This is a genomic window from Archangium sp., from assembly GCF_036388035.1.
GTDB lineage: Bacteria > Myxococcota > Myxococcia > Myxococcales > Myxococcaceae > Archangium.
Genome location: NZ_DASVSO010000071.1, coordinates 1 through 21,686 on the forward strand (window position 1 = coordinate 1; position 21,686 = coordinate 21,686).

21 protein-coding genes are annotated in these 21,686 nt (G+C 68.8%); 6 read left to right on the top strand and 15 right to left on the bottom strand.

The genetic code is table 11. The features are described 5' to 3' along the window. Window positions 1–66: 66 nt before the first annotated feature. Both VF697_RS02980 and VF697_RS02985 read right to left on the bottom strand, forming a co-directional pair. Window positions 67–1,470 carry a cytochrome P450 gene (locus VF697_RS02980; RefSeq protein WP_331091945.1) on the bottom strand — a complete coding sequence of 468 codons (1,404 nt, stop codon included), beginning with the start codon at window positions 1,468–1,470 and terminating at the stop codon, window positions 67–69. Window positions 1,471–1,491: 21 nt separating this feature from the next. After that, window positions 1,492–3,522, bottom strand: a complete 2,031-nt coding sequence (locus VF697_RS02985) for a lipoxygenase family protein (RefSeq protein WP_331091946.1) — start codon at window positions 3,520–3,522, stop codon at window positions 1,492–1,494. A gap of 99 nt (window positions 3,523–3,621) precedes the next feature. Here VF697_RS02985 and VF697_RS02990 point away from each other — a divergent pair, with 99 nt between their 5' ends. After that, the gene (locus VF697_RS02990) at window positions 3,622–5,688 is read left to right on the top strand and encodes a lipoxygenase family protein (protein WP_331091947.1); all 2,067 of its coding nucleotides are present in this window, start codon (window positions 3,622–3,624) and stop codon (window positions 5,686–5,688) included. Window positions 5,689–5,734: 46 nt separating this feature from the next. Here the strand turns inward: VF697_RS02990 and VF697_RS02995 are convergent, their stop codons facing one another. Beyond that, window positions 5,735–6,421: a hypothetical protein gene (locus VF697_RS02995; RefSeq protein ID WP_331091948.1), complete on the bottom strand. Its 687-nt coding sequence runs from the start codon at window positions 6,419–6,421 to the stop codon at window positions 5,735–5,737. 138 nt (window positions 6,422–6,559) lie between these two features. Between VF697_RS02995 and VF697_RS03000 the strand changes: the two genes are divergently transcribed. The 3 genes from VF697_RS03000 (at window position 6,560) to VF697_RS03010 (ending at window position 8,828) form a co-directional block, all read left to right on the top strand. Further along, window positions 6,560–7,495, top strand: a complete 936-nt coding sequence (locus VF697_RS03000; RefSeq protein ID WP_331091949.1) for a LysR family transcriptional regulator — start codon at window positions 6,560–6,562, stop codon at window positions 7,493–7,495. Window positions 7,496–7,733: 238 nt separating this feature from the next. Further along, window positions 7,734–8,417, top strand: coding sequence for a hypothetical protein (locus tag VF697_RS03005; RefSeq protein WP_331091950.1), 684 nt, complete (start codon window positions 7,734–7,736; stop codon window positions 8,415–8,417). A gap of 186 nt (window positions 8,418–8,603) precedes the next feature. Then, window positions 8,604–8,828, top strand: a complete 225-nt coding sequence (locus tag VF697_RS03010; RefSeq protein WP_414641231.1) for an MbtH family protein — start codon at window positions 8,604–8,606, stop codon at window positions 8,826–8,828. A 15-nt stretch (window positions 8,829–8,843) separates the two neighbouring features. Here the strand turns inward: VF697_RS03010 and VF697_RS03015 are convergent, their stop codons facing one another. Next, on the bottom strand, window positions 8,844–9,215 hold the full coding sequence (locus VF697_RS03015) for a response regulator (RefSeq protein ID WP_331091952.1): 372 nt from the start codon (window positions 9,213–9,215) through the stop codon (window positions 8,844–8,846). Between the two features lie 125 nt (window positions 9,216–9,340). On the opposite strand from VF697_RS03015, the gene VF697_RS03020 reads away from it, so the two are divergent. Then, window positions 9,341–9,712: a helix-turn-helix transcriptional regulator gene (locus VF697_RS03020; protein ID WP_331091953.1), complete on the top strand. Its 372-nt coding sequence runs from the start codon at window positions 9,341–9,343 to the stop codon at window positions 9,710–9,712. A gap of 14 nt (window positions 9,713–9,726) precedes the next feature. Here the strand turns inward: VF697_RS03020 and VF697_RS03025 are convergent, their stop codons facing one another. Then, complete coding sequence (locus tag VF697_RS03025; protein WP_331091954.1) at window positions 9,727–10,911, bottom strand: DUF790 family protein; 1,185 nt, start codon at window positions 10,909–10,911, stop codon at window positions 9,727–9,729. Continuing rightward, window positions 10,905–12,287 (bottom strand): DEAD/DEAH box helicase, encoded by a 1,383-nt coding sequence (locus VF697_RS03030; protein WP_331091955.1) that lies wholly within the window; start codon window positions 12,285–12,287, stop codon window positions 10,905–10,907. Before VF697_RS03030 ends, VF697_RS03025 begins: the two co-directional genes overlap by 7 nt. Before the next feature lie 314 nt (window positions 12,288–12,601). Here VF697_RS03030 and VF697_RS03035 point away from each other — a divergent pair, with 314 nt between their 5' ends. After that, entirely contained in the window at window positions 12,602–13,009 is a 408-nt protein-coding gene (locus tag VF697_RS03035) for a DNA-binding response regulator (protein WP_331091971.1), read from the top strand. 507 nt (window positions 13,010–13,516) lie between these two features. Here VF697_RS03035 and VF697_RS03040 read toward each other — a convergent pair. The 9 genes from VF697_RS03040 to VF697_RS03080 form a co-directional block, all read right to left on the bottom strand. After that, the gene (locus tag VF697_RS03040) at window positions 13,517–14,503 is read right to left on the bottom strand and encodes a YheT family hydrolase (protein WP_331091956.1); all 987 of its coding nucleotides are present in this window, start codon (window positions 14,501–14,503) and stop codon (window positions 13,517–13,519) included. A 13-nt stretch (window positions 14,504–14,516) separates the two neighbouring features. Continuing rightward, window positions 14,517–14,807 carry a YkgJ family cysteine cluster protein gene (locus VF697_RS03045; protein WP_331091957.1) on the bottom strand — a complete coding sequence of 97 codons (291 nt, stop codon included), beginning with the start codon at window positions 14,805–14,807 and terminating at the stop codon, window positions 14,517–14,519. A gap of 17 nt (window positions 14,808–14,824) precedes the next feature. Next, window positions 14,825–15,952 carry a hypothetical protein gene (locus VF697_RS03050; RefSeq protein ID WP_331091958.1) on the bottom strand — a complete coding sequence of 376 codons (1,128 nt, stop codon included), beginning with the start codon at window positions 15,950–15,952 and terminating at the stop codon, window positions 14,825–14,827. Between the two features lie 20 nt (window positions 15,953–15,972). Further along, the gene (locus VF697_RS03055) at window positions 15,973–16,926 is read right to left on the bottom strand and encodes a GNAT family N-acetyltransferase (RefSeq protein ID WP_331091959.1); all 954 of its coding nucleotides are present in this window, start codon (window positions 16,924–16,926) and stop codon (window positions 15,973–15,975) included. A gap of 76 nt (window positions 16,927–17,002) precedes the next feature. After that, on the bottom strand, window positions 17,003–17,431 hold the full coding sequence (locus VF697_RS03060; protein ID WP_331091960.1) for a cytochrome C oxidase subunit IV family protein: 429 nt from the start codon (window positions 17,429–17,431) through the stop codon (window positions 17,003–17,005). 15 nt (window positions 17,432–17,446) lie between these two features. Continuing rightward, window positions 17,447–18,115 carry a cytochrome c oxidase subunit 3 family protein gene (locus VF697_RS03065; RefSeq protein WP_331091961.1) on the bottom strand — a complete coding sequence of 223 codons (669 nt, stop codon included), beginning with the start codon at window positions 18,113–18,115 and terminating at the stop codon, window positions 17,447–17,449. After that, window positions 18,105–19,778: a cbb3-type cytochrome c oxidase subunit I gene (locus VF697_RS03070; protein WP_331091962.1), complete on the bottom strand. Its 1,674-nt coding sequence runs from the start codon at window positions 19,776–19,778 to the stop codon at window positions 18,105–18,107. Before VF697_RS03070 ends, VF697_RS03065 begins: the two co-directional genes overlap by 11 nt. Then, window positions 19,762–20,811 carry a cytochrome c oxidase subunit II gene (coxB, locus tag VF697_RS03075; protein WP_331091963.1) on the bottom strand — a complete coding sequence of 350 codons (1,050 nt, stop codon included), beginning with the start codon at window positions 20,809–20,811 and terminating at the stop codon, window positions 19,762–19,764. Before coxB ends, VF697_RS03070 begins: the two co-directional genes overlap by 17 nt. After that, window positions 20,808–21,680, bottom strand: coding sequence for an SCO family protein (locus tag VF697_RS03080; RefSeq protein ID WP_331091964.1), 873 nt, complete (start codon window positions 21,678–21,680; stop codon window positions 20,808–20,810). Before VF697_RS03080 ends, coxB begins: the two co-directional genes overlap by 4 nt. Window positions 21,681–21,686: the final 6 nt, after the last annotated feature.

The window sequence follows — 21,686 nt, forward strand, 5'->3', positions numbered from 1 at the left end:
CGAGGAGAAAGGCCGTGGAGGCCCACCTACATGGTCACCTCGCCAGAAGGTGGGGGCTCACGTCCCTCATGCGGATTCCACGGCGGCGTTGGAACGGGCGCCGCGCGAGCTGAGCCTCCCGGTCACACCCGTCGGGAGGACCACTCCGAAGAAGAAGCCCTCTTCGAAGGGTTCCGTCGAGTCGACGTGGACTTTCGCACGCGCGGCGATCGTCGCGAGCGCCGTCTGCAGGTACACCATCGTGAAGGCTCCCCCCACGCACGCTCGCGGGCCACGGCCGAACGGGAAGAAGTGACCGCTCCCGAGGGGATCTCGCGCCACGCCGCCGTCGAGCCATCGGGCGGGCTCGAAGGTCTCCGGGTTGGGCCAGTGGGCGGGGTCCCGGTGCAGGTGCTGATTCGAGATCATGATCATCGCCCCCGCGGGCAGCCGGACTCCGGCGAGCTGCGTGTCGACGGCCGGCGTGCGGGTGAAGACGCGAACCGCCGGAAGAATCCTCAGCGCCTCGTACGCGACGGCCTCGACCCAGCGCGCGTCGCGCAGTCGCTCGAAGGTCAGCTTCCCCTCGGCCAGCGAGGCGGCCTCGGCCGCGAGCCGCTCCTCGGCGGCGGGGTACTTCTGGAGCTGGTGGAACGCGCCCACCAGCGTGGTACTCGCCGAGAAGACGCCGCCATAGAAGAACTGCCCGAGGATGCGTGCCAGCCTCTGGTCGTCGATGCCGGGCTCCTCGCGCAGCGTGCGTGCCATCAGGTCGACCGCGTTCAGGTTCGGGGCCCGGCGCGCCGCGCTGACCCGTTCGGCGAAGTGCCCGTAGAAGCGCTCCCGGGCGGCCTCGAAGCCCTTGGGCGCGGAGACGAACCTCAAGGGGATGTTCGCCTTGACTCGAGCGTCAGCCCCCTTCGCCATCAGCATGAAGTCGTCGAATACCGAGGACGGAAGCCGCTCGCCGACCGTGACGACCGCGAAGGCGTCGAAGGTCAGCCGGCGCAGCGCCGGCGTGAGATCGATGGAGGCTTCCTCGAGGAGGGCCTCCACGGATTGCGTGACCGTCGCCTGCATCGGGCCCACCTGAGCGGCCAGCCAGTCCGCGGACCACGGTTGCTCGAGGGGGTCGGTCTTGCGCTTGGGGGCCCAGTCCTCGCTCTGCTTCGCGATGAAGACCGAGTCCAGCACGGTGGGCCGGACCTGCTCGCTGATCGAGCCCTTCTCGAACTCGGTCCGGCGGGTTTCGAGCACCTCCTCGATGAGCGCGGGGTCGTTGAGCACCAGGCCCGGGTTGGGACCCATCCAGATCAGGGTGACGCCTCCATACTCGCGTCCATACCGTGCGCAGACGTCCCAGGGCTGTTGGCCGATGAAGTCTCCGAGGGTGCCGAGCACGCCGGGTTGCGGCCCGCGCAGGGACGCCATGGCTTTGCGTCTGGCCCCGAAGAAGAGATTGAAGAGGCTACGAGAGAGCAGGTTGGGCAAGGGAGCGTTCCTCGGGACGCGTCAGACGGTGATCCCGCAGGGGATTTTGTCGGGCTGCAGGACGGTGTAGGGCATGTCGCTCTTCGCGTTGCGGGCCTTCACCGCTTCGAGCTGGGTGCGCAGGCGGCCGTGGAAGCGCTCGAGGATCGCGGCCAGCTCGGGCTCCTTGAAGTAGTTCTCGCGCCATCCCCCCTCGTTGAGCAGGTACTCCTCATCCTCTCCGAAGCTGGAGAGCGCTCGTCCAATGGAGATCTGCCAGAGCGTCTGGGACTGGGTCGGGATCATCTCCGCGATGTCGCCCGGCCCGAGCGTCCCCTTCTGGCGCGGTGGCGCCTTGCGCATGCACAGGGGCGCGTTCGGCACGAAACCGTAGTGCTCGTACTGGAGGTAGTTCACCGCGGCGTGCTGAACGCTGACCGTGAAGAGGACGGTGGCGAGGATGTCCACGAGGTCCGCGACACGCGTCAGCTTCGCGCAGGGGAGCTTGTCGACGGGCAGCCCCCGCTCGGTGAGATCCGTCCACCAGGCCTGCATCTCGGTGTCGCCGACGAGGTCGGCGTCGGACTTGTAGAAGTGCCCGAGCACGCCGCCGACGTACTCCTCGATCGCGTCCCACAGCGGCAGCGCGTCGTCCCGGTAGGGGTAGTAGGGGAGGACCGCCGGATCCAGGACGCCGCGGCGCTCGAGGTCCGGCCGAGGCTTGTTGTCCGTCAGCTTCCAGTGCTGGTAGCCCTTCTTGCCCAGCCGCACGTGACCCTTGTCAGGGCCCCCGGTGGCGATGAGGTCGTCGAACACGCCGCCCTCGGCGAGCAGGCCCTGGCGCGCGCCCTCGTTGATGGCGAGCGTGTAGCGGAAGTGGCGACGCAGCAGCTTGTAGACGGGGTGCGGCGCCGGGAGGTTGCGCATCGTCGCCAGGACGAAGGGCTCCGCCACGAAGTGTGTCCGCAGCGCGTGCCCCACCATCTGGTGGGTGTTGCCCTCGCTGCAGCGGACGTAGATCTTCGCGGCGAGCCAGTCGTGCTCGCTGTCATTCGGCGTGAACACCGGATCCCTCTCGGGATCGCGGCCGAGCTGGATGGCGATCGGCCGGAGCTGACGGGTGTCGTCGAGGTACAGCAGGCACCGGGATGGTGGCGCCCAGCGTTGCTCCTCGACCCCGTCCTCGTCGGTCTTCCGGAACATCGGAATGTCCTCGAGGACCTCGAAGTCGATCAGGAAGACCCGCTTCGCCGCGAGGGCCTGCGCCAGGGTGCTGCCCGGCGAGAGGAGGCCACGGAGGTCGCCATCCGAGAGCGGGAGCCCCTTCGGCAGGGCGGTGATGGACTGGATGTGGACGGGGCTGATCCCCTGGACGGCCTGTCGCGCGAACTCGTGGTCGTCCTGCCACCGCTGGGCGATTTTGGGAATCTCGAGGCTCTTGAGGAGGTCGAAGGTGTCCACCAGCCCATTCCACGCGTTGGTCAGCACGGGCATGTGCAGCTTGAGCGTCGCCAGGGTCCTGGCGATGACGACCTCGTAGCTGCCATCGGTCAGGCCCCGGTAGAGCTCGTCTTTCGGGAGCGGTCGCTCCTCGCTGATGTCGAGCGCGCCGGGCAGGCCCGCGGTCGCCTCCGCGGAGCGCCAGGGATACATCCGCCGCCGGCCCTCGAGCTGCGCGAGACGGGCCGTCGCCTCGCGCTCGTCGTGCACGTGCTGCGGCAGCCGCGCCTTGCCCTCGAGGATCTCGGCCGTCTGGCCGCTCAGGATCCACCGGAAGTGGGGGAAGTACCAGCTCCGCTCGCCCGTGGTGACCCGGGCGGAATCGAGGAGCCAGTCGCTCGCGACGCCACCGTCGTCGTTGGTGAACCGAAGCATGAGCAGCTCGCCGAGATCCTGGGCCTGGAGCGTGTAGGTGCCCTCCGCCCCGGCCTCGAAGTCGTCGTGGCAGTGCTTGTCCAGCGTGTGCCGCGGGCTCTCGCCGTGCGTGCCGACCAGGACGACGGAGATCGTGGCGTTCGTCCCCGCCCCGAACCGTGTGCTCGTGCGAATCTTGAGCGTGTACTCGATAGTCATGGATTCCCTCAGAATGCCGGGTCCAGACCGTAGGACGGCGCGAGCGCTACCTGCAACCGTGCTACTTTCCCCACACATCTACAGGGCCGAGGGTCTCGGATGATGCCTGCTTCACTGCGCCGCCTGCTGTCGTCGTGGGGTTTCAAAACCCAAGACGTCGAGACGGACCTCCTCGAGGCCGAGGAGCTGGCCAGGTGGTACTCGAGTCTGGGCTCCGAGGAGCGCAGGGCTGTCAGCCGCGAGCTGGCCCCGCGCGTGCGCCGCTCCCGGGCCATCCGGGACCCCGCGACGCTGCCCGCCGTCGCGACCGGTCGTCTGCTCTTCGAGCAGGAGGGCCCCCGGGGTGCCCTCCCGTTGCACCACCTTCGGGTCGAGTTGTGGGACCGGGACCCCGGTGCTCCGGATGACTTCCTGGGCGAGGGCTTCACGGACGGCGAGGGATTCTTCGAACTCCGCTACGATCCCGCCGACGCGGGGCTGGGGGATGTGCCGGATCTGGAGCTTCGCCTCTTCGAGCCCCAGCACACCTTCCGCAAGGACGGGCGGGTGGTGGAGACTTGGCGGCGCATCGGCACGCAGCGAGCTCCCGACGACCACGGCGGGTTGCACTACGACTTCGGCACCCTCCGGTTGCCCTACTGGGAGTATGATCCGACGACGCCCCTGGCGCGGCTGCTCGTGACCGAGGAGGGCACTCCACCAACGGCCTACGCACCGGGGCGTTCCCTGGCGATGCTGAAGGCCGTTGCGCCCATCGAGCTCGTCAAACGCCAGCACCTCGCGCAGATCCGCATGGGTCTGGCCCCGAGTCTGGCCAGGATGCAGGCCGACTACCCCGAGTCGATGACGGTCCGCATGGAGCGGCAGGCGCCGGGATCCTCCCGCGGCGATGCCTTCTTCGGCGAACGCCTGCTCAACGGCATGTTCGCGACCCTCCTGGACCGAGACCCCGAGCTGCCCGGCGATCCTCATGCCTTCCGGCTCTATTTCCCCTGGAACGCGTATGAACAGGATGGTGTCCACTGCCTCCCGGATGTGGACGTGCGACTGCGGCTGGTGGACGGCCGGGTACTGCCCATGCGCATCAGCCTGGGGCTGAGGGAGCCCGGGGTGACGGCACCCGGCGCGCCCGTAACGCGCCGATCCTTCACGCCAGCGGATGGCGCCGACTGGGAGGCCGCCAAGCGCATGGCCCGGGTGAGCGCGACGTTGGACACCGAGCTGGGCAACCACCTCGGGCAGTGCCACCTCAACGTCGAGCAGTACGCCATCGCCGCGCACCGCCACCTGAGGCACAGTCCCCTCCGCTGGCTGCTCATGCCCCACCTGCGGGAGGTGGTGCTGATCAACCATTCCGCCAATGGGTTTCTGGTCGGCCCGAACGGTTACATCACCCGCGCCAGTGCGTTGACCCAGCGAGGCATCGAGACGCGGCTGCAGCACCTGCTGGGCAGCTACGACTGGCGGGGCTTCGCGCCCGCGGAGCCGGTGTGCGAAGGGCACCGCTACGCGCGGGCCGCGCAGCTCTTCTGGCGGTTGCTCGGGGAGCATGTCGACGCCTTCTTCGCCGAGCACGGCGCCGAGGTGGAGGCGCGGTGGCTGGAAGTGCGCCGCTTCTCGGACGACCTGGTGGCCCACTCGGTGCCCGCCTTCGTGTGCCGCTATCTGCGAGCGCGGGTGGCGGGGAAGGACGCTCCGTGGTTCGTGCGCTCCGAGCGCATGGACCTGGACGAGAAGGCCGCCGAGCCGCCGCCGCGGGCCGTCAGCGCGGTGACCCATACCGACGTCCCCCAACCCGGCGAGCTGGACGCGCTCAAGCAGCTGTGCCGCTACGTCATCTTCTTCGCGACCTTCCGTCACGCCTGGGCCAACAACCTCCAATGGGAAGACGCCGGCGAGGTCCTGTACTCCTGCCTGGGGTTGCGCTGGGGGAAGGGGGGCTCCCTGGGGACCGAGGAGGACCTGGACGTCGCCCCGTCGCCGGACGAGGCCACCGAGATGCTCTGGATCTCCTGGATGCTGTCCAAGACCCACTACGGCTTCATCCTGGCCAACGAGGAGGATGACGTGCATCCCCGGCTCGTGGCGTTGCTGCGCGCCCACGCGGCCGAGTTCGCCGCGTTGGGCTTGGACATCCGGACCGTCAGCTCCCGCATCAACATCTAGAAGAGGGGCTCTCCCCGCGCCGAGGGCCCGCGGAGGCGCGGCAGGGCTAATTGATGATGAAGTCCTCGGAGACGGTGACCTTGGCCTCCTGGCCCGACGACCGGAGCTTCACGGCCACGGCGACGCGGTAGATGGCCCAGCCGTTGTCGGCGGTGTTCTCGATGTATTCGAGGTAGGGCTTCGTGCCGGAGGTGGTCTGGAGGGAGCAAGAGGTTCCGTTCCACACGCCCTTCATGGAGCTGTAGCCCAGCGAGTCCCAGGTGTTGGAGGCGTTCTTCTTGTAGAAGATCTGGGACTGCCGGTAGGCGGCGCAGTCGATGGCGTTGCCCGGCAGCTCGCCACCCACGGACGTCGAGCTGGGCAGGTCATGCGCGGCCGGTGTGAACTTCAGCAGGTACGAGGGGGACGGCAGCGGGGGCTTGGTGTCACCGACGTAGATGTCCACCACGTAGCGGCCGCAGCCCTTGTAGTAGTACGCGCCGTTGCCGCTCTTGCTCGAGTAGGGCAGCGCGGTGAACGGGATGCTGTACCCGTTCCCCACGTACAGGACCGCGTTCGGGGCCACGTCATCGCAGGTGATGAAGGCAATGGGCTCGAACTCGAGGCCGCTCTGGGCCTGGGCCTCCTCGGCGCCAGGCACGGGCTCGGCTCCGGACGGCTCGGCGCCTCCGCAGGCGGCCTGGGCGAGGACGGCGAAAGCCAGGGTTGCGAGCTTCAGCTTGTGCACGAACATGTCGTTCTCCTCTCGGGTTACATCGGGAGAACGACGCCCTTCGCCAATATTCCCGGAGGAGGTGTCGAAGAATTCCATGGTTGTCTATTGAACCGTGACGGAGAGCGCCGCGGACGTGGTGCTCGGTGCGAAGCTGGTATGAGGTGGGTCGAAACATTCGAGAAAATCGACATGCTCTCCGACCCCGGAACGCCGACCCTTGACCAGTTGCGAGTATTCCTGACGGTGGTGGAGGTGGGCAGCTTCGCCGGGGCGGCGCGCCAGCTGGGGCGGGCGACGTCGGTCATCAGCTATTCGATCGCCAACCTGGAGGCGCAGCTCGGCGTCTCACTCTTCGACCGCGAGTCCACCCGGAAGCCGCAGCTGACAGAGGCGGGGCGTACGGTGCTGGCGGAGGCGCGCACTGTCTCCAATGGCGTCGATGGGCTGCGCGCCAAGGTGAAGGGACTGCTCCAGGGCCTCGAGGCGGAGCTCCGCGTCGCGCTCGACGTGATGCTGCCGGCATCGCGCGTGGTCGACGCGCTCAAGTCCTTCCGGGCGGAGTTTCCGACGGTGTCGCTGCACCTGCACGTCGAGGCGCTCGGCGCGGTGACGCAGCGGGTGCTCGAACGCTCGGCCACGCTCGGCGTCAGCGGACCGCTCAACGCGGGGCTCTCCGGGGTCGAGCGGATCGGGATCGGCAGTGTCGAGCTGATTCCAGTCGCGGCCCCCGAGCACCCGCTGGCGCGGGCAAGGCGGAATCGCCCCGGTGCGGGACGCGAGCATGTTCAACTCGTGCTGACGGACCGCTCGCCGCTCACTCAAGGCAAGGAGTTCGCCGTCCTGGGCACCCGGACGTGGCGGCTGGCCGATCTCGGCTCCAAGCACATGCTGCTGAGAGAGGGGATCGGGTGGGGCAACATGCCGATGCCGATGGTGCGCGAGGACCTCGAATCCGGACGCCTCGTCCACCTCGACATGCCCGACTGCAGGGGAGGGGACTACAGCTTCGACGCCATCTACCGGACGGACAGCCCGCCGGGGCCGGCCGCCTCCTGGCTCATCTCCCGCTTTCAGGGTCAGGTTTCACGGTAGGCGCTCGGCCCCAGTGCGCTCGGAGCACATGCCGATTTTCTCGAACGTTTCGAACCACATTATGCCAGTTTCGTCGTAACGACAGCCGCTGTACATCTTCCTCATCAAACACCGACCCGAGGTCGGGTGGTCCCGAGAGAAAGCCTTTCACTGACACACCTCGAGGTGCGTCGTGGAACGCCGTCGGAGCGGTGTGTTCCACCTGTCGTCGCACTCACGTTGATGGAGGAAGTTCCCCATGCGCAAAACCCTGTTCATTGCCCTGTTGTCGCTCGCTCTCAATGCCTGTGGAGAAGACACCACGGACCTCTCCACGCCCACGGCCCTGCCCTCGGTGGAGAGCCTCGTCACGCACGAGGACGGTGTGCTGACGCTCAAGACCGCGACCTTCGACGCGACGTACAGGGTGCCCGGCTGCGCCGAGGTGGGCCCGAACTGTGACTCGGGCTCGCTGCTCAACGGGCGCTCCGACTCGGTCCCCGAGGTGAACAGGCCCAATACGCTCAACGCGAGCTGCGCGGACGGCACCTGGAGTGGCTACTTCGCGAACCGGGCCATCGAGCGCCTCACGGTGAGTACCACGGACGGGTCGAACCTGGCCGCGGGCAAGACGGTGAAGCTCGAGGCGACCGTGTATGCCTACTCCCTCGTGCAGGACAAGCTGGACCTGTACTACTCGGCGAGCGTCGAGAACCCTTCGTGGACGTTCCTCGGCACGTACTCCCCGAGCCGCAGCGGTCTCAACACCCTCTCCGCCACGTACACCCTGCCCGCGGGCGGCGTGCAGGCCGTGCGCGCGAACTTCCGCTTCGTCGACTCCTCCAACACCAACAGCCCCGCCTCCGTCTGCAGCAGCGGCAATTTCGACGACCACGACGACCTGATCTTCACGGTGCAGGCGTCCCCGAAGGCTTTGCACTGACACACGGCCGTGGGAGCCCTCCTGGCAGGTTCTCGGAGGTGGTTTTTCGGGCCCTTCCGGCCAGGACCCGACAGGTCCTGGGCTCCGGCCACCCCCGGCGGTTCCAACCCAACCTCCGTGGTCGCGCCACCCCTCGGTGTCTTCGCCCCTCGTCTCCATTGACCCGTGCGGTTCAACAGGGTTGAAATGGAGGGCATGAGCGACACCGAGGACACCCAGCGATACAAGGTGGTGGTCAACCACGAGGAGCAGTACTCCATCTGGCCCGCGGATCGTGAGAACGCCCTCGGCTGGAAGGACGCGGGCAAGGAGGGCACCAAGGCCGAGTGCCTCGACTACATCAAGCAGGTGTGGACGGACATGCGCCCGCTCAGCCTGCGCAAGAAGATGGAGGAGGCGGGCAAGCCGTGAGGCGCCGGGCCCGGCTCACCCTGGCGGGGCGCTCGTCGCGGACATGACGAAGGCGCGCATCCGCTCCGGCGGGCAGGGCTTGAGCAGTACGGTGACGTCAGGGGGGATGATGTCGCGCGCGGGGCACTGGGTGGTGTGGAGGGCACAGCGCAGACCCGGTGAGCGAGCACGCAGGGCCGACAGCAACGACAGCCCGTCCATACCCGGCAGGATGTACGCCGCGATGACGACCGAAGGCGGCTCCTGCTCCGCCATCTGCAGGGCCTCTTCTCCGCTGGTGGCCGAGCGTTTGGTGCCGGGAAGATCGCGGAAAAGGCGTCGCATGGCCGAGAGTTGCAGCGGGTCCTCGTCGACGAAAAGATAGGAGGGCAGGGCGTCCGCGGTCATCCGGGACCTCCAGGACCAGGCATGTAACGTGACGGGTCCTCGGTCGGAGATACTACCCCAGTCGTCCTGGGAAACCAACCTCCCGAGTCATATTGCCACCGGTGAACCACTCGGGTCCCGGGACAATGGCAAAAAAGCTCGCAACGAGGCTGGGGGAATGCGCACGCGCAGCCCGCCAGCGCCTCAACCTCACACAGGAAGATGTGGCGGAGCGCATCGGCATCGCCACCGAGGTGTACGGGCGGCTCGAGCGGGGCAACATGCTTCCGAGCGTCCCGACCTTCCGCAAGCTGTGTGCGGTGCTGGCCCTGTCCGCGGACGAGGCCCTGGGGCTGGCCACCGAGAACCCCGTCCCGTGGACCCCTCCGCCCCCGCCGCCCGAGGCCAGTGAGCCCGCGGAGCTGCGCCGCCTGCTGCGCCGGGCCCGCCAGTTGGATCGCAACTCGCTCCGGGTGCTCAGCCTCGTGGCCGCGCACCTGGGACAGAAGAACGGTTAGGGAGGGTGTCTGTCTCACGGTGAGAGCCTCGCGCGTAGCCGCTTCGCCGATGGGAATCCATGGAAGAGCACCACCTGAGGGTGTGCCTCCAGCTCCGCGCGCTCCTGGGTGCCCTTCGCCAGCGCCCGATCCACTCCCAACAACAACCCCTCATCCGGTCGCGAGCGCAGCTCCTCCAGCCGCCGCGCCAGTGGGCCCGCATGCCAGGCGTGGAACAGCTCCAGTGCCACCTGTCTGCCTGACTCCCGGTGACGGAAGGTCAGGTCCGGCACACACAACCCGGCGGCTCCCATGTGCCGCGGCAGAGGCAGCAGGTCCAGCTCCCAGTCCGCGTCGTCGAAGCCCTGCGCCAGCGTGGCCACCTCGGGCGGGATGTGGCCCAGCGCCGTGCCGTGCGGTGACACCAGGGGATCCTTCTCGTCCAGCACCAGCGTCACCCGGCGCCGGGGGCTCTCGATCGCCGCCGTGAGGTGCCAGCGCTCCAGCACGGGCACCACTGACAGGAAGCTGGCGAGCTGCAGCCCGTACTTCTTCTGCAGCGCGAGCATGGCCCCCGGGCCCTCCACCTCGAGCACCCAGTCCTCGCCGTCGCGTCGCACCTCCGCCACCAGCCGGCAGAACTTCAGCCAGCGCAGCACCTTGCGCACCCGCAGCAGCTCCGGCGCCCGCGCCCGCAGCGTCAGCCGGCGCGCGTCGAACAGCGGCCCCTGCGCCAGCGCGAGGTTGTAGCGATCCATCAACTCCGCGGGCGAGAGCGCCTCCCACTCCAGCAGCTTCCGGTGACCTGGCAGGTCGGCATACAAGGCCTCGCGCAGCTCGGGCAGCGGGCGGGGGAAGGCCTCGGCCAGCCGCGCCTCGTAGCCCTCCACCGTCGCGTCCGCGGGCAGGGCGCGCAGCACCCGCGCCGCCTCGCGGAAGGTCGCCGCGCGTGCCTCGGAGATGCCCTCCGCGGGCTCCTCGAAGCACATCCGATCCACCAGCAGCTTCACCAGCCCCCGCGCCACCTTGGGCCGTGCGTAGGCGCCGGCTCGCAGGCCCAGCGTCTCCTCCACCTCGTCGCGCGAGTGCCCGAGCCCCGCCTCCACCTCGGCGATGAGCTCGCCCGCCAGCGCGAGCAGTCCCGGGTCGTCCCGCTTCACGAAGGTGGGGCGCAGCTTGCCGTCGCGCACCCGGAAGAGGAGCAGCTCGCGCGTCAGCATAGCTCGCCCTCCTCCTGGTAGGCCCGGTGCTGGCGCCGCCGCTCGCTCATGGAGGCCTCGGCCGTCTGCGCCGAGCACACCTCATACAGGAGGGCCCGCTTCCCGGGGCGCTGGCGGAGGATGCGGCCCAGGCGCTGCACGTGCTCGCGCACGCTGCCACTGCCGCTGAGCACCACGCCCACGCGCGCCTCCGGCACGTCCACGCCCTCGTTGAGGACCCGCGAGGTGAGCAGCACCGGCAGCTCCCCACTGGCGAAGGCGGCCAGCAGCGCCTTGCGCTCGGGCACGGGCGTGTGGTGCGTCAGCGCCGGCAGCAGCAGCCGCCGCGCCAGCGTGTACACCGTCTCGTTGTCGTCGGTGAAGACGATGGCCCGGTCCTCCCGGTGCTCCAGGAGGATGCGCCACAGCACGTCCACCTTCGCGCTGGAGGTGAGGGCGATGCGCCGCTGCTCCCGGTAGCCCCGGTACGCCGCGCGCCCCTCTTCCGTGCGCTGGCTCTCCGCGAGGAAGCGCGCCCAGCCCTCCGGCACGTCGAAGCGGATGCCCTTCTGGCGGATGAAGGCCAGGTAGCGCCCCCGCGCCTCGTCGTGCCGCGCCTGCTCCTCGGGCGTCAGCGGCACCTCGATGTGGCGCACCTCGTACGGAGCCAGGTAGCGCCCCTGCAGCTCGCGGATGTCCGTGCGGTGCACCAGCGGCCCCAGCAGCTCCTCGCACACGCGCTCGCCACCGTCCGTGCGCTCCAGCGTGGCGGTGAGGCCCAGCCGGTACGGCGCCAGCGAGCCCTCGGCGATGAAGCGGTAGCTGGGCGCCGGCAGGTGGTGGCACTCGTCGCAGATGAGGAAGCCGAAGCGGTTTCCGTGGAACTCCGTCTGCATCGCCGCCGAGTCGTACGTCGTCACCGTCAGCGGCTGCCTGTCGCTCACCCCTCCGCCCAGCATCCCCACCGGCACGCCCAGGTGCCGCGACAGCACCCCCTGCCACTGCGCCATCAGGTCCAGCGTGGGCACGACCACCAAGGTGGGACGCTTCACCCGGGCGATGGCCAGCACCGCCAGCAGTGTCTTGCCCGCGCCCGTGGGCAGCTCCACCAGCCCACGCCCCCCCGCGCCGCTCCACGCCTCCAGCGCGGCCTGCTGGTGGGGGAAGGGCTCGATGGGGCTGGCCAGCGCCACCTCCAGGGGCTCGAAACGCCTGGCCCGGTCCTCGTAGGGCAGGCCCCGCTCGCGCAGCCGCAGCACCACCTCCCGGTAGTGGCGCGCCGCGGCCCGATACACCCCCGTGCGCGTGTCCTTCTGGAAGAGCGCGCGCAGGGCCTCGTCGTCCGGCAGCGAGGGCGCCACCAGCGTGCCGCAATCGAAGTGGAGCTCGGTGGCCATCGGGTGAGAGACGGGAGTAACCCGATATTCGCGCCAGCGCCAGAGCATGACTTTTGAGGTGGGTTTTTCGACGGCCGGCAGGCTGTTCAGGGAGGAAACTTGCAGGGGCCTTATATCTGGAAAGCCTGGATTTGTTTGTAAATTAACACTTATGGGTCATCCCCGTATGGGCTGGATTCCAGGCTTCTCCATTCGGGAGTCAGGCGGAGGTGGAGCTGGGGAGGGCTCGGCCGCCGGCTCGCTGGGGCGAGGGAAAGACTCGGGGGCCTATCCTCTTCGCGCCTCAAAGGGCCTACCCTTCCTTCATCCTCATGATGCGTCGCATCGTCATCCTCAGCCCGCACCGCCCCTCCCGGGAGCTGCTCTCGCGCCTCCTGGCGGAGCCGGACCTCTCCGTCGTCGCCATGGCGGACGCCGACGAGGCCCTGGACTCCATCGCCGAGGACGAGCCGGCCCTGGTGGTGGTGGACGCGCGCCGGCCGGACGAGGACCACCCCTTGCTGCTGGGGCTGCTCAAGCGGCGCTACCCGCGCCAGCCCCTCATCACCCTGGTGCCCGGGCGCCTGCGCGTCTTCGACGGCAACGAGGAGCGGGTGCGGGATGTGCGGGACGGCTCGGCCGAGGGGCTGCACATGCTCCTGGGCGAACTGCAGCGGGCCACGCGAGACCTGCTCGCCCAGCACCTGCTGCGCATGTTGCGCCCGCCCATCGGCGAGGCCTGAGCAGACGCTCCCCCGAGGTCCCAGCCGAACCGACAGGCCGCGTCAGTGGACGAAGGTGTCCCTCTTCGCGGGCAGGTGCGTGCCGAGCGCGTGGCGGGTGCGGTACAGCCCGCGGGGGGGAAGGCTGGCCATGGACGCGGTTGTAGCGCGAGTGGGCAAGATTTTTCCCTCCTGCCCGAGGTGGTTTCCCGCCATCCACGTCCAACCGGGAGTTTTTTCCGGGCGTGGACTCCCCACCTCCTGCCCTCCAGGGCGATATCGCTTCCAACCCCTTGGAATCACGAAGGCCTTGCCTGGGCCGAAGCTTCGGCACGACTTGTGCTCATGCCTCAGTGCGCAGGACGGGGCGGGACCGCGGGATGGGGTGGGACGGGGAAGGTGAGCGGTAACGCAGGGCGCCTCGCGGCGGGGCGACGGGGATGGGGTTGGGGGCGGATGGGTCGCCCGCCGCGGGGTGGTGGGGTGGGTAGGGGCAGCAAAGGGGAGCCCGTGCGGAGCCCGGCCGGTTCACACCGGTCGGGCGTCCGCATTGCGGGTGGAGAGGAAGGCCAGCATCTGCGCCTCGCCCCAGAAGGAGGGGCTGAAGGCCTTGCCGGCGACGAAGCCCACGTGCCCTCCGTGCTCGGTGACGACGAGGGTGAGGTGGGGGTTGGCCGCCACGTCCCGAGGGTGGGTGGAGGCGGGAATCATCGGGTCGTCCTTGGCGCTCAGCAGCAGGGTGGGGCGGCGGATGGCGTGGAGGCGCGGACCCGAGGAGGCCTCGGCGTAGTAGTGGGTGGCGTCGCGGAAGCCGTGGAGCGGGGCGGTGACGGCGTCGTCGAAGCCGCGGATGGTGCTCGCGCGCTCCATGGCCTGGCCGTCGAAGACGCCGGGGAAGCGGCGGAGCTTCTCGCGCGCCTTGTGCTTGAGGGTGCGCAGGAAGCGCGCGCGGTAGAGGCGCTGGAAGGGGCCGGGCCCATCGAGCGTGTCCGCGCAGGCGCCCAGGTCATAGGGCGCGCTCATGGCGGCGGCGGCGTCCACCGGCGAGTGGTCCCCCGTCTCCTCCATCAGCCGCAGCAGCACGTTGGCGCCCAGCGAGAAGCCCACCGCGTAGAGGGGGCCGGTGAGGCGCGCGCGCAGGTGCTTCATCACCGAGAGCGCATCGCCGATGTCTCCCGAGTGGTAGGAGCGGGCGAGCCGGTTGGGCTCCCCGCTGCAAGAGCGGAAGTTGATGGCGGTGGCGCCCCAGCCGCGCTCGGCGGCGCCGCGGAGGATGGCGGTGATGTAGCCGGCGCGCGAGGAGCCCTCCAGCCCATGGAGGGTCACCACGTGGGGAGCGCCCGGGGTGCCATCGAAGGAGTCGAGGTCGACGAAGTCCCCGTCGGGCAGCTCCCAGCGCTCGCGCTTCAGGGAGGGCGCGTGCGTGGGGCGTACGAGCGAGGCGTAGATGGTCTGCGCGTGAGGCGAGGCGAGGCCGTGCGCGGGGGCGAAGGGCTCGGTGGGGAGGAAGGGCACGGGCGGGGGGATATCACCCGCGGCGGGCCTGTCGCATGGAGGAACAGCCGTGCTGGCGGATGGCGTCGGCCTCGTCCGTCAGCCCGAAGAGGGCGAGGTACTTCTGGACGCGCTCCTCGACGGTGGGGGCCTCGATGAGGCGGCAGAAGTCATCGGCCTGGTAGTCGCGGCAGACCTGGGGCCGCCGGTCATACACCCCGCACAGGTTGTCGGCGGTGAGGTGGGGACAGCGCAGGCCGAGGGGCTTGTCGAGGGCGGCGATGTCGGGCGCCACGCAGCAGGCGCCACAGCGGGTGCATTCCATGGGGGAGCCTCACCCTCTCACGGCGCGTGCGCCACGTCGCTCACGGTGCCGAGGTTGCTCACCTGGAGGGAGACCGACTGGCCGTTCTTCCAGGAGAGGAACTCGGCCTCGCTCTTGGGCTCGAGCTCGTGCTTCTGCACGCCGTCGTCCTCGTATTGGATGCGGACGAGGTACTTCTCCTCGCGGCGCAGCCGATCGTTGCGTCCCACGGGGAGCTCGGGCCAGCGGGGCGAGCTGTCGTTGCCGGACTGCTCGCGGACGTCCACTTCCTTCCAGGCGTAGGTGTCGTAGGTGCAGCTCAAGTCGTAGACGGGCTCGGAGCGGTAGCGCGTCTGGGTACGGCAGTCCTCGTAGGACTCGTCGCAGTACTTGGGCACGTCCTCGCAGACTTCCTTCATGTAGCCGTTGCCCAGCTTCTGGCGTGTGCACTTCTCCTCGGTGCCGCACTGCACCTCGCGCGTCTTGGTGCTGCACACGCGCTCGGTGCCGTCGGCCACCTGGCGGGTGCCGCGCTGGCGGCGGGTGCAGTCGCGGATGTTCTCCACGCCGGGCACCTCGCCCTGGCCATTGACGGGCATGCGCGGCGAGGTGGTGGACAGCTCATCGCGCCAGCCCGTCTTGCTCACCCGCTGGAAGGACTCGCGGTGCACGGTGCGCGTCCACTCGGTGGCGACCACCTTCCCGGTGACGTCGTGGGTACGCGAGCCCCAGAAGAAGCACATGAAGACGGCGAGCAGGACCAGGCCCACGTAGAGCCACTTGCGGCTGGAGCCCTTCTTCGCGGGAGGTGGTGGCGGCGCGTCGGAGGGCTCGGGCTCGGCGACGAGGGCGCGCGAGGTGGCGGAGCGCTCGGCGCGGCAGTTGCGGCAGAGGGGCGTGTCGCCGCGGTTGGAGGCCCCGCAGTAGTCGCAGAACCAGTCCGCGCCCGCGCCGGAGGCGGAGAGGGCCTTCTCATCGGTGACGCCCTCGCGCTGGGCCTTGCCGGAGGCGGCATCGACGTCCCCGAACTCGAATTCGGACTCCTGGCCAGTCTCCTCGCGCGGGTTGTTGCACGAGGGGCAGTTGCGAAGCCGGGCGGGGATGTCCCGGGTGTCGCAGGAGGTGCAGTTCCAGGTGCCCTCGATGATGCGGGTGCGCTTGGCCATGCGCCCATCCTAGCGGGTCATCACACCCAGAGCCCACGTGGCACGGGCGGAAGGGGGGCGGGGGGCAGGTCCGGGCGGAGGGGCCGCACCATGGGCAGCGAGCCCTGCCGGGCCACGCGGGTGGCGCCCTCCACGAGCGGCAGGAGCGGGGCGAGGCCGGGCTCCTCCCAGAGCACCACGCGGGAGAGGCCGGCGCGTGAGGCCTCGCGCCGGGCGGCCTTGAGGAGCGCGGTGGCCTCTCCAGGCGAGCGGGCATCGAGCATCAGCACCGTCAGCTCGGCGCTCCGGCCCACGAGCCCCCACAGGGCGGTGGCGTCGCCCACGGTGGCGCCACACGACGCGGGAGGCGAGCAGTCGAGGTGCTCCACGTAGATGCGGCCGCGCTCCAGGTGCCAGTCAAGCTGCGGGGGCGTGGGCCAGAAGAAGAAGGGGGCGTCGGGGCGGCGCAGGCGGGCGAGGCCCCGGGCCACGTCGGCTTCCCCCAGGAGCACGTCCACCGACTCACCGGGCGCACCGGGAGCGGGGGAGAGGTGCCAGTCCCAGGCGGGGAGCTCCCGGTAGCCCGAGCGCGCGTAGATGCGGGGGCCCACGTCGGAGAAGAGGAGGGCGGCGTGGGCGCGAGGCTGGCGCTCCAGCTCGGCGGCGAGCAGGTCCATCAACCGGGTGGCATACCCTCGGCCCCGGAGACGCTCCTCGGTGAAGACGCTGGCGATGGCGAAGCTGTCGCCCGGCAGGAGGCCGCCCCCGGGAGCGCGCAGGAAGCTGTCGGTGCGGAACGTCTCACAGGAGGCGAGCACGGCGCCCTCCTCGGAGCACAGCAGCCAGGTGCGCATGTCCGCGCGGGCCCAGGGGTGGGCGCGCAGGCGTTGCTCCCGGGCGGCGTAGCCCTCGACGGTGAGGAGCGGGCCCCACTCCGCGTAGGTGAGCGCATCGCGCTGGGCCTTCTGGTCGTCACTGGCGGGAACGAGGTGCATGGCCGTGGCCCCCAAAAGAAAAGCGGCGCCGGGGGTGAGCCTCGGCGCCGCGGGAAACCTCAGGGAAACGTGCTGACTACGGGTGGGTATCCGGCGCCTTCAGCCCGCCGCCGTAGCGGCCGCCAGACTGCTGCGTCTCCACCGGGAACTCGATCGGCGTCGAGCCCGAGGGCAGGGTCGGCCGGAAGCGGGTGCCGAGGTCGAAGAGCGTGAAGACCAGCAGCAGCACCACGAACAGCAGGGAGGTGGCGAACACCAGCCGGTTGGCACCCTTATGCTCGGACAGGTGCATGAAATAGAGCGCCACCAGCGCGCCCTTCACCGAGGCAATCACCAGGGCGAGCGCGAGCCCCCAGTCCGGCAGGTGCATGCGACCGGTGAGCACCGTGACGACGGTGAGCACCATGAGAGCACCCCAGATGAGCAGGTACTTGCCCGGTCCGGAGTGGTGCTCCTCGCGCATTTCCCGATCCTCCTTGAACGACTCATTGGCCATCGCGGACATGTGCGGAGGGCTCCCTTAGATGAGGTACAGCATGGGGAAGAGGAAGATCCACACCAGGTCCACGAGGTGCCAGTACATGCTGCCCAGCTCGACGGCGGTGTAGTTGTGGTAGCTGAACTCGTTCCTCATCGCCTTGGTAGTCACCCACGCCAGCACCGCCATACCGATGATGACGTGGAAGGCGTGCAGGCCGGTCGAGAGGAAGTAGATGGTGAAGTACAGCGACACCCCAGGCAGCTGGATGCCCTCGAAGCGGTAGTACGGGCCGGGCAGCTGACCCTCATGGAACTTGTGGGCGTACTCGAAGTACTTGATGACGAGGAAGCCGATGGCCATGAGGATGGTGAGCACGAACATCACCACCACCTTCTTGTTCTGCGCCTCCTTCGCGTAGTGCACCGCCATGGCGGCGGTGAACGAGGAGGTGATGAGCACCAGGGTGTTGATGGTGCCCATCAGCAGATCCAGCTGGCGGCTGGCCGCGGCGAACGCCTCCGGGAAGAGGAAGCGGTAGCACGCGTAGCAGACGAACAGGCCCGCGAAGAGCAGGATTTCCGTGGCGAGGAACAGCCACATGCCGAGCCGGGCCGCGTGGTTCTGCACCTCGAGCGAGGCGAAGTGCGCGGCCACCTGCGGCACGCGAGGAGCGCCGGCCGTACCGGCGACGGCGGGACTAGACTGCATCGGGCACCTCGGCCTTCTTGGGGTCCACGTAGAAGTGCGGCTCCTCCGAGTACGTGGGCTGCGGACCAATGAAGTTGTGGGTCGGAGGCGGAGACTCGGTCAGCCACTCGTAGCCGTGGCTGCGCCACGGGTTGGAGGCGGCGCGGCGGCCGTACACCAGCGCGTACGTCAGGTAGATGGCGCTGATGAGGAAGCCGAAGGCCAGCAGCGAGGCACCGGCCGTGGAGGCCACGTTGAGCGCCTGGAAGCGCTCGGGGTACTCGTAGTAGCGGCGCGGCATGCCCGCGTTGCCCAGGAGGAACTGGGGGATGAACGTGGCGTTGAAGCCCAGGATGATGAGCGCCGCGGACACCAGGCCCCACCCCTCGTGGTACATCTTCCCGAACATCTTCGGGAACCAGTAGTGGAGGGCGGCCATGAAGGCCATGATGGTCGCGCCCACCATGATGAAGTGGAAGTGCGCCACCACGAAGTAGGTGTCGTGCCAGGGCACGTCCAGCGACGCCGTGGCGAACGCCACGCCCGTCATGCCGCCGAACACGGTGAAGTAGAGGAAGCCGCAGAAGTAGGCGAAGGGCGTCTTGAAGTCGACCGCGCCCTTGTAGACGGTGCCCACCCAGTTGAAGACCTTGATGGCGGTGAACACGCCCACCAGCATCGTCAGCACCGCGAACACGCCCGCGTCGAACGTGGACTGGCCGGACACGAACATGTGGTGGCCCCACGCGAAGAAGCCCACGAAGGCGATGCCCAGCGAGGAGAACGCGATGGCGCGGTAGCCGTACGCGTTCTTGCGGCTGAAGGCGCACACCACCTCGGACATCACGCCGAAGGCGGGCAGCACCATGATGTACACGGCCGGGTGCGAGTAGAACCAGAACAGGTGCTGGAAGAGCACCGGGTCTCCGCCGCGGGCCGGGTCGAAGATGCCGAAGTGGAACAGGTTCTCACCCACCACCAGCATCAGCAGCAGACCGATGACGGGCGTGGCCAGCACCTGGATGCAGGCGGTGGAGTACATCGCCCACACGAACAGCGGCATCTTCCACCAGGTGATGCCCGGTGCGCGCATGGTGTGCGTGGTGACGATGAAGTTGATGCCCGTGGCGATGGAGCTGAAGCCGATGATGAACGCGCCGAAGAGGATGGGCGCCACCGTCGTCGTCGTGTGCGTGCTGTACGGGGTGTAGAACGTCCAGCCCGTGTCCATGCCGCCGTTGATCATTCCCCAGATGGCGAGCGTCGCACCGGCCAGCAGCAGGTAGAGCGACAGCAGGTTGAGCTTGGGGAAGGCCACGTCCTTGGCACCCAGCATCAGCGGCAGCATGAAGTTGCCGAAGGCGCCCGGGATGGCGGGAATCATGAACAGGAAGATCATCACCACGCCATGCATGGTGAAGGCGCGGTTGTACGTCATCGCGTCGATGATGGTCGGACCCGGCGTGAGCAGCTCCAGGCGGACGATCAGCGCGTAGATGCCACCGACGAGGAAGAAGAGCAGGACCGCGATGAGGTACATCACCCCGATGCGCTTGTGGTCCAGCGTCAGCAGCCACGACTTCAGCGTGGTGCCGTCGGTGAGGTAGCTCGGGTGGTGCTCGTGGTGCTCATCCGGCACGGGCACGGCGCCCGGCTCGGCTGCGATGCTACTGGATGGGCTCATAGACAGGTCCTTGAGAGGAAGCGCCCGTGCGGATGTCCGGGGTGCGCAAGGTCTTGATGTACTCGACGATGGCCGCCGTCTGGGGCCCCGTCAGCTTGCCCTGGAAGGTGGGCATGACGTTGGGGAAGCCCGCAGCCAGGTGGGCCCCCGGGTCCATCATGGACTGGGTGATGTAGGCCTCGTCCACCCGCAGGCTCAGGCCGTCCTGCATGGTCTGCTGCTTGCCGTAGAGGCCCACGAAGGTGGGGCCGATGTGCGGCTCGCCATTGACGGTGTGGCACTTGAAGCAGCCCACCTCGGCGGCCACCTTCTGGCCCTGCTCCGCCATGCGGGCGGTGTGGGGCACCAGGCTCAGGTCCGCCAGGGCGTCCTGACGGTTCTGCAGGTTGCCCTTGCGCTGCTCCTTCACCCACGCGTCCCACTCCTCGGGGGCGAGCACGACGACCTCGCCCAGCATCTTGGAGTGCGACAGGCCGCAGTACTCGGTGCACAGAATCTGGTACGTGCCCGGCTTGGTGGCCTCGAACCACGTCTGCGTGTAGCGGCCCGGCACCGCATCCATCTTGATGCGGAAGGCCGGCACGAAGAAGGAGTGGATGACGTCACGCGAGGTGAGGAGCAGGCGCACCGGGCGGTTGGCCGGCACGTGCAGCACGTTCACCCCGTTGGGGCCCTCCGGGTAGGAGAACTTCCACATCCACTGCTTGCCCATGACGTAGACGTCCATCGCGTCCTTGGGCGGCGTCATGACGAAGACGAAGTCCCGGAAGCCGATGACGAACCAGGTGAGGAAGAAGAGCAGCGGCAGCGCGACGAAGATGAACTCCGCCTTCACCGTCGGCACCACGTACTCAGTCGTCTGGGCGGGCGTGCGCCGCCGATAGCGGAAGAAGAAGAAGACCGCCGCGGTGCCGATGACGAGCGAGCTCAGCATCGTCACGCCGACGACGAAGTAGTGCAGCTGATCCACCCGCTCCGCGAATGTCGACGCGCTCTCCGGGAGGAACAGGAATTTGTTCATCAACTCGTTCATGCTGCGGCGCCTTTCTTCAGCTCACGCCTCCAGTAGTAGGCGAGCATGGTCGCGAGCGCGCAGAACACCATGAGCGCGCCCAGCCGGAGGAATCCAAAGATGTAGAAGCCGTACCGCCGGGTGGCGGTGTCATACTTGAAGCACGTCAGGACGACACGATCGAAACTCGTGCCCACCCTGCCACCCGCCGCCTCCACCAGGGCCAGCTTCATGTCCTGGGGCCGGAACGACGTCCCATAGAGGTAGCGCGACATGGCGCCCTCCGGGGTGACGACGTGCACCACGGCGGGGTGCACGTACTGGCGGGTGCTCGCGTCGTAGGAGTACTTGAAGCCCACCGCCTCGGCGACCCGGCGGATGTTCTCCTCCGTCCCGGTGAGGAAGTGCCAGGGGGCCGTCTCCGGCTTGCCCATGGACTGCAGGTGCCGCCGCCGCCGCTCGAGGCTCTGCGCCGGCGTGTCCTTCGGGTCGATGCTGATGGCGACCGCCTCGTAGTCCTTGCCCAGCTCCAGCCCCAGCTCGCGCATGGTGCGGATCTGCTCGTTGATGACGAGGTTACAGAGCAGCGGGCAGTTGTAATACACGAGCGTCAGCAGCACCGGCTTGGTCCGCGGCAGCACGTCGCGCAGGCGCACGGGCTTGCCGAAGGCGTCGGTGAACTGCGCCTCCAGCGGGACCAGCTCACCGAGGTGCTCCTCCACGTCCACGCCGCGCACCTGCGGTGGGGCGTCGGACTGCGCCTCGATGATGCTCCTGGGCGTCTTGCCCCCGCCCGGGAGGGCTTGGGCGGGCATCCCGGCGACGAGCGCCAGGAGCAGTGCGGCCATCCCGGCGCGCGAGGTGAACGGAGAGGGGGGGTGGGTGTACATCGCGCT